5 protein-coding genes are annotated in these 4,426 nt (G+C 44.1%); 4 read left to right on the top strand and 1 reads right to left on the bottom strand.

The genetic code is table 11. From position 1 onward, the window contains the following. Positions 1-75 precede the first annotated feature (75 nt). Both gloA and AB6C75_RS21530 read left to right on the top strand, forming a co-directional pair. A complete protein-coding gene (gloA, locus tag AB6C75_RS21535; RefSeq protein ID WP_004734046.1) occupies positions 76-492 on the top strand; it encodes a lactoylglutathione lyase in 417 nt (138 codons plus the stop codon). A 189-nt stretch (positions 493-681) separates the two neighbouring features. Next, positions 682-1,116 (top strand): DUF2753 domain-containing protein, encoded by a 435-nt coding sequence (locus tag AB6C75_RS21530; protein WP_012603530.1) that lies wholly within the window; start codon positions 682-684, stop codon positions 1,114-1,116. A gap of 98 nt (positions 1,117-1,214) precedes the next feature. Here the strand turns inward: AB6C75_RS21530 and motY are convergent, their stop codons facing one another. After that, a complete protein-coding gene (gene motY / locus AB6C75_RS21525; RefSeq protein ID WP_012603529.1) occupies positions 1,215-2,096 on the bottom strand; it encodes a flagellar protein MotY in 882 nt (293 codons plus the stop codon). A gap of 188 nt (positions 2,097-2,284) precedes the next feature. Between motY and rnt the strand changes: the two genes are divergently transcribed. Both rnt and AB6C75_RS21515 read left to right on the top strand, forming a co-directional pair. Then, complete coding sequence (gene rnt, locus AB6C75_RS21520; protein WP_029222960.1) at positions 2,285-2,929, top strand: ribonuclease T; 645 nt, start codon at positions 2,285-2,287, stop codon at positions 2,927-2,929. Positions 2,930-2,994: 65 nt separating this feature from the next. Continuing rightward, a complete protein-coding gene (locus AB6C75_RS21515) occupies positions 2,995-4,320 on the top strand; it encodes a Na+/H+ antiporter family protein (RefSeq protein WP_012603527.1) in 1,326 nt (441 codons plus the stop codon). Positions 4,321-4,426: the final 106 nt, after the last annotated feature.

Below are 4,426 nucleotides of genomic sequence, written 5' to 3'. Positions count from 1 at the left end.
AACAATGCCGCATTTTTCTAGCGGCATAAAACAGAATTACAAAAACGTATACATAATTAAAGCTAGGAGCAAATCATGTCAAACGGCCGTATTTTACACACCATGCTACGCGTTGGTGATCTAGACAAGTCTATCGAGTTCTACACCAATGTAATGGGCATGCAGCTGTTACGTAAGAACGAGAATAAAGAGTACGAATACACACTGGCTTTCGTTGGCTTTGGTGACGAATCTCAAGGCGCTGTGATTGAGCTGACTTACAACTGGGGCACGACTGAATATGACCTTGGCTCAGCTTTTGGTCACGTTGCTATCGGAGTTGATGACATCTACACAACGTGTGACGCGATTAAAGCAGCAGGCGGTAATGTGACACGTGAAGCGGGCCCTGTAAAAGGCGGCTCTACTCACATCGCATTCGTTAAAGATCCTGACGGCTACATGATTGAGCTTATTCAGAACAAACAAGCAAGTGCTGGTCTAGAAGGTTAACCCTTCGTAGCCTCTGCAATATTTGGCTATGGAATAAACACTATAAGCGAGCATAAAGCTCGCTTTTTTTGTAGCTCTATTAATAATCGATATTCTTTACTAATTATTACAACATTCTCACTGATGAAACTTTACATGATAATAATTATCATTTAAATTAAGTCCCCTATTGATTAGTGAGGTAACACAATGATTAGCGAATGGGAAAAACACACGTTACTTGCCGATACGGCATTACAGCTCGACGATCCTGTACAAAGTATTCTTCACTATCAGCAAGCATTGAGTTTAAGCGAAAAAATTACTGAACGTACCGATATCCAAGCGGACGAGCGCTTACTTATCTCTGTGATTTCTTGTCACAACCTCGCTCAGTTTTGGCGATGGGCCGGCGATACTGAATATGAACTCAAGTATCTCCAATTGGCTTCAGAAAAAGTACTGACACTGATCCCGCAATGTCCCAATACGCAATGTTCAAGCTTCATTGACTCAATTGGTTGCTGTAAGAAAGCCCTTATCGATTTCATGAAACGCCATCCCAACCCTAAAATTGCTTCTATGGTGGAAAAGATCGATACCGCGACCAACTGTGAAATGATCGCCCGCTTCCGCTTGAACTAAACAAATTACGTTTAAACAACGACTCAAATTTAAAATATAAAAAAGCCCGTCATCAGTGAAGACGGGCTTTGTCATTTCAAAACGAGCTATTGTTCAGATTACACCTGTGTGCGACCTAAAGAGATAACAACACGTCGGTTTTTGTCTTTACCAATTGGCGAGTTGTTGTCAGCAATTGGACGACGCTTACCATAACCTTGTACTTGAATGCGGTCTTCTGGCAAGCCTAGAGATTTAAAGTACTCTCTTAATGATTCCGCTCTGCGCTCTGAAAGATTCTGGCTAATACCTTTGCTATCGACGGAATCGGTGTATGTAGCCACCAGCACAAGGTCGATGTCTTGGTTATAGCGAACATAGTCGGCAATCTGGCTGAGTCTCTTACGTGAAGACTTATTCAACTGATCGCTGTTACGATCGTAGTGCAAGATAGTAAAAGAGATATCTTCGAAGCTGTAAGGCAATAAGTTGGCGATACAGTCACTGAACACATTGTACTTTTCTTGGAATAATACCGACGACAGTGCAACTTCGATTCGCTGATCTCGGCTCTGCCACTCTTGATAGCTGAATGTCGGGTAACGCCCTTTCTCCAACTCACTCAAAATCCCCCAAGCGGTTTGACCACCAACATAGCCATCAAATTGTTGGAAGAACTTAATGGTCGTCATGCGGTCAGCACTTTCGCCCGGACGCCAAGCTGGCGGCATAGAGATCAAGCTTACATTGCGTGTCGCACCCATTGGGCGACGCATTTTAAGCTCAAAATCCAAAATGATTTTTTTACTCGCGCGAGATGAAAACTCAGCATCACCAAAGTTGGGGATAGGGTGAACCAAGCGACATTCTAGTGGCGTGTTAGCCACCATCTCCCACGTCGACTGTAGAGGAGATGCTCCGTAACGCTTTTCTTGTGCCAATACTGATGACGACATAAGTAGCGAAAATAGCATTGAACCTGTTATGAGTTGTTTCTTCATAAAGTGGAGTATCTCTTAAGCAATTCGTTTAACAATGCAGCCAATTGCCGCATTTTTCCATCACGTTTGAATATGCAATTATCAAGCCGAAATAGGTCGGCTAATTTATGATTTATTGCCCTTCCCTAGTTTTTATCACTGCTATTATCTGCAATAATGCTGCCTTAATCACACATATTTGGGCTAACATGACTGTAGAAAACGAAGCTCTGACCCTTAAAAAACGCTTTCGTGGCTATTTCCCAGTGGTCATCGACGTGGAAACCGCAGGGTTTAACGCTGAAACCGATGCATTATTAGAAATCTGTGCCATTACACTAAGAATGGATGAGAACGGAGATCTGCACCCTGCATCAACGCTTCATTTTCACATTGAGCCTTTTGAAGGCGCAAATATAGAGCAGGCAGCATTAGACTTTAACGGAATTAAAGACCCATTTAGCCCATTACGTGGTGCTGTGTCGGAACAAGAAGCCCTTAAAGAAATCTACAAGCTTGTGAGAAAAGAACAAAAAGCTTCAGATTGCAGTCGCGCAATCATGGTCGCTCACAATGCTACGTTCGATTTAAACTTCGTTAATGCAGCAAGTGAGCGTTGTAAGCTTAAACGCGTCCCTTTCCATCCATTTGCAACTTTTGACACTGCAGCCCTTAGTGGTCTTGCCTACGGTCAAACCGTTTTGGCTAAAGCTTGCCGCACTGCGGGGATGGAATTTGACAACAAAGAAGCACACTCTGCTTTGTATGATACGCAAAAAACCACAGAGTTATTTTGCGGCATAGTAAACAAATGGAAAGCCCTTGGTGGTTGGCCTCTTGTTGACGAAGAATAACAAATAGAGTCGGTAAACGTTCACTCGTATTGCCTTCATAAAAAACACAACATCCCGAGAATAATATGAATCCTGTTGTAATTTCAGTTTGCATCATGCTTGTTTTAGCTTTGATGCGCGTAAACGTTGTCGTGGCTCTCACGTTCAGCGCAATTATCGGTGGCGTGGCCTCTGGTATGAGTGTGAACGATGCTGTAGCAGCGTTCGAAAGTGGATTAGGTGGCGGTGCAACTATCGCACTTAGCTACGCAATGCTTGGTACCTTTGCTGTTGCTATCTCTCGTTCTGGTATCACAGATCTACTTGCTCAAAGCGTCATTAAGCGCATTCACGGCAAAGAGAACAGTGCGGCATCTAATGGTCTAAAATATGGCATCCTTGCGTCTTTGATCTTAGTGACCATGTCTTCGCAAAACGTGATTCCTGTGCATATCGCCTTCATCCCAATTTTAATCCCACCTCTATTAGGCGTATTCGCAAAAATGAACCTAGACCGTCGTCTGGTTGCGTGTGTACTTACTTTTGGCCTGATTACTCCGTATATGGTTCTACCTATCGGTTTTGGTGGCATCTTCCTAAACAACATCCTGCTTAAAAACCTTCACGACAACGGTCTTGAAAACGTAGTAGCAAGCCAAGTACCAATGGCGATGTTGTTACCGGCTGCAGGCATGATCTTTGGTCTTCTTACGGCAGTATTCTTTACTTACCGTAAGCCTCGCCAATACAAAGAAACGTCTCATACTGTTGTTTCAACCGAAGTGAAAGAGATCAACAAGAAGCACATCCTAGTGGCTGCTGCGGGTATTGTTGCTGCACTAACGGTGCAACTATCGACAGGTTCTATGATCATCGGTGCTTTGGCTGGTTTCATGGTATTCACCTTCGGTGGTGTAATCGCTTGGAAAGAGACACACGATGTCTTCACTAAGGGCGTTCACATGATGGCAATGATCGGTTTCATCATGATTGCAGCGGCAGGTTTTGCAGCGGTAATGAAGCAAACCGGTGGCGTTGAATCTTTGGTTGAAGCGCTTTCAACCAGCATCGGTGACAACAAGCCTCTAGCGGCACTGCTTATGCTAATTGTTGGTCTGTTGGTAACTATGGGTATCGGTTCTTCGTTCTCTACGATTCCAATCCTTGCAACTATCTACGTTCCACTAGCAGCAGCATTTGGTTTCTCACCTATGGCAACGATCGCTCTAGTAGGTACAGCTGCAGCGCTTGGTGATGCTGGCTCTCCAGCTTCTGACTCAACCTTAGGTCCAACATCGGGTCTTAATGCTGATGGTCAACACGAGCACGTATGGGAAACCGTAGTACCGACGTTCCTACACTACAACATCCCACTGATCGTATTCGGTTGGATTGCAGCCATGGTTCTGTAATTAGGTTCTGTAGTTAAAGAGTCCTACGCTAACTTTTATAAAGACCGCCTCGTGCTAATGCCGATCAGTTAAAGCCAAAGTGATCGGTTGAAGGATCCTTCCGAGC

This window comes from Vibrio sp. 10N.237.312.B06 (assembly GCF_041464685.1).
Lineage (GTDB): Bacteria > Pseudomonadota > Gammaproteobacteria > Enterobacterales > Vibrionaceae > Vibrio > Vibrio tasmaniensis_A.
Note: the sequence above shows the minus strand (reverse complement) of the source record. Positions and strands in the feature narration are given on the sequence as shown.

Bases quoted from the DNA above. Each gene is read 5' to 3' on its own strand.
- gloA (WP_004734046.1), top strand. From the start codon at position 76: ATGTCAAACGGCCGTATTTTACACACCATGCTACGCGTTGGTGATCTA.
- AB6C75_RS21530 (WP_012603530.1), top strand. From the start codon at position 682: ATGATTAGCGAATGGGAAAAACACACGTTACTTGCCGATACGGCATTA.
- motY (WP_012603529.1), bottom strand. From the start codon at position 2,096: ATGAAGAAACAACTCATAACAGGTTCAATGCTATTTTCGCTACTTATG.
- rnt (WP_029222960.1), top strand. From the start codon at position 2,285: ATGACTGTAGAAAACGAAGCTCTGACCCTTAAAAAACGCTTTCGTGGC.
- AB6C75_RS21515 (WP_012603527.1), top strand. From the start codon at position 2,995: ATGAATCCTGTTGTAATTTCAGTTTGCATCATGCTTGTTTTAGCTTTG.